The organism is Rhodococcus sp. (in: high G+C Gram-positive bacteria), assembly GCF_049591685.1.
Lineage (GTDB): Bacteria > Actinomycetota > Actinomycetes > Mycobacteriales > Mycobacteriaceae > Rhodococcoides.
Genome location: NZ_JBAWFH010000065.1, coordinates 1 through 2,740, shown reverse-complemented (window position 1 = coordinate 2,740; position 2,740 = coordinate 1). Strand labels below are relative to the sequence as shown.

Here is a 2,740-nt window from a genome sequence, read left to right as displayed (position 1 = left end):
CCGTCGGCGATGACGTGCACGTAGCGGCCACCGGTCTCGTCCATGTAGTCGCGGCGGGCGGCAGCTGCATCGGCGATCGCCGTGGCCATCGGTACGCCGATCCCCAGCACCTCGCCCGTCGTCGTGCCGCCTTCGACCGAACCGTAGCCAACGATGACACCGGCGGCCCCGGTACGCATCAGATGCAGCGCGGTGCGGTGATCGCTGACGCCGCCCGCGATGACCGGCACGTCGAGGTCAGCGATGAACGTCTTGAGGTTGAGCGGCTCCTCGTCCCCGTGCGCCACGTGTTCGGCGGAGATGATGGTGCCTTGGATGACCAGGAGGTCGATGCCCGCGGCGACGAGAGCAGGCGTGAGACTCTTCGCACTCTGCGGGCTCACCCGCACGGCAACCGTGACGCCCGACGCACGAACCTGCGCAACCGCGGCGGCGAGCAGATCCGGCTGCAGCGGCGCAGCGTGCAGCTTCTGAAGGAAGGCGACGGGCGCATCCGCATCGAAGTCGTTCTCCGCAATGGCGACGAGTTCGTCGATCTTCGACTGCACATCGGGGTGACGAGCCCACAGGCCTTCACCGTTGATGACGCCGAGTCCACCCTGCTTGCCCAGCTCGATCGCGAATTCCGGGGACACGAGCGCGTCCGTCGGATGGGCGAGGACCGGAATGTCGAACCGATAGGCGTCGAGTTGCCAGGCCGTCGAGACCTCCTTCGACGACCGCGTACGGCGCGACGGCACGATATCGATGTCGTCGAGCTGGTAGGTGCGGCGAGCTTCTCTGCCCATGCCGATTTCAACGAGGTCGCGCACGCGCGCCCCTTTCTCGTGTCTTGGATCGTGTTGTTGCGTAACCGGAAACGAGGTCAGCGCGAGGTGTAGTTGGGTGCTTCCGCGGTCATCGTGACGTCGTGCGGATGGCTCTCCTTCAGACCGGCCGCGGTGATCTGTACGAACTGCGCTTCCTGCAGCTCGGAGATCGAGTTGGACCCGGTGTAGCCCATTGCGGCGCGGAGTCCACCGGTCAACTGATGGATGACCTGCGAGAGCGGGCCGCGATACGGAACCCGACCTTCGATGCCCTCGGGCACCAACTTGTCCTCGGCCAGAACGTCGTCCTGGAAGTAGCGATCCTTGGAGAAGGACTTGGTGGCACCGCGTCCCTGCATCGCGCCGAGCGAACCCATCCCGCGGTAGCTCTTGAACTGCTTGCCGCCCACCAGAATCAGCTCACCGGGCGACTCGGCAGTGCCGGCGAGCAGGGACCCCAGCATCGCCGTCGATGCACCGGCAGCGAGTGCCTTGGCGATGTCACCGGAGAACTGCATACCGCCGTCCGCGATGACGGGAACGCCGTGGGGCTTGCATGCTGCAACGGCTTCGAGAATCGCGGTGATCTGCGGGGCTCCGACGCCGGCGACGACACGCGTGGTGCAGATCGAGCCGGGCCCGACACCGACCTTGACTGCGTCGGCGCCGGCCTCGACGAGTGCGAGTGCGCCCGCGCGGGTGGCGACGTTACCGCCTACGACCTGTACGCGGTCCCCCACTTCGGCCTTCAGCTTGCTGACCATCTCGAGAACCTGAGAGTTGTGTCCGTGCGCGGTGTCGACGATGAGAACGTCCACGCCTGCATCGGTGAGCGCCATGGAGCGCGACCATGCGTCCTGCCCGACGCCGACTGCAGCGCCGACGAGAAGCCGACCGTCGCGGTCCTTCGTGGCGTAGGGGTGCTGTTCGGTCTTGACGAAGTCCTTGACGGTGATGAGCCCGGTGAGCGCGCCCTGTCCGTCGACGATCGGCAGCTTCTCGATCTTGTGGCGGCGAAGCAGGCCCAGCGCGGCCTCGGCCGTGACGCCTTCGCGTGCGGTGATGAGCGGAGCCTTCGTCATGACTTCGGCGACGCGGCGATTCTGGTCGACCTCGAAGCGCATGTCACGGTTGGTGATGATGCCGACGAGCGCACCAGTCTCGTCGGTGACGGGTAGACCCGAAATCCGGAAGCGCGCGCACATCGCGTCGACCTCGGCGAGGGTGTCCGTCGGCTTGCATGTGACCGGGTCGGTCACCATGCCTGCTTCGGATCGCTTCACGGTTTCGACCTGGGACGCCTGGTCCTGCAGTGACAGGTTGCGATGCAGTACGCCCATGCCGCCCGCGCGCGCCATCGCAATGGCCATGCGAGCTTCGGTGACGGTGTCCATTGCAGAACTGACGAGGGGAACGCGCAGCGTGATTTCGCGGGTGATCCGGCTGGAGGTGTCTACCGCACTCGGGATGAGATCCGAGGCCGCGGGCAGCAAAAGAACGTCGTCGAAGGTCAAACCGAGCATGGCGACCTTGTTCGGATCGTCACCACCGGTACGGACGTGGGCTCCGGAACTACTCATGTGGATCTGGCCCTCCCTAGAGCCTCGGATGCCTCGCCGCGAGCGCACTCTGGGTGCGCCGGCGTGAGGCGTGGTAGAGAACGGATGGAGAACGTGGACGGGCCGCGTGCTCGGCCGCGCCGCCTCGCACCATGGTATCGGCTCGGAACATCCGGCGTGAACGCGCACTGCGAAGCACCGGCCGCAGCAGCCGGAGGTCGGCCCGAAGGCGATGCGAGGGCGGGTCGGGGTGCGAACGGCTGGCGCATACCCACCAATCCTGCGTACCGTGGAGGCGTGCGCGATCAATTGCCTCCAGGTCTACCGCCGGACCCCTTCGCCGGTGACCCCGCCGACCCTTCGGCCGCTCTC

At 66.5% G+C, this 2,740-nt stretch carries 2 protein-coding genes; both read right to left on the bottom strand.

Annotated features, from left to right (window positions below):
• Positions 1-812 (bottom strand): GuaB3 family IMP dehydrogenase-related protein (locus WBQ44_RS02990; protein ID WP_495565254.1); only part of this gene is annotated, 812 nt, incomplete at its 3' end.
• Positions 813-865: 53 nt separating this feature from the next.
• Positions 866-2,389 (bottom strand): IMP dehydrogenase, encoded by a 1,524-nt coding sequence (guaB, locus tag WBQ44_RS02985; RefSeq protein WP_495565253.1) that lies wholly within the window; start codon positions 2,387-2,389, stop codon positions 866-868.
• Positions 2,390-2,740: the final 351 nt, after the last annotated feature.

Excerpts from the sequence above, each read along its gene's own strand:
- guaB (WP_495565253.1), bottom strand. The coding sequence starts at position 2,389 with ATGAGTAGTTCCGGAGCCCACGTCCGTACCGGTGGTGACGATCCGAAC.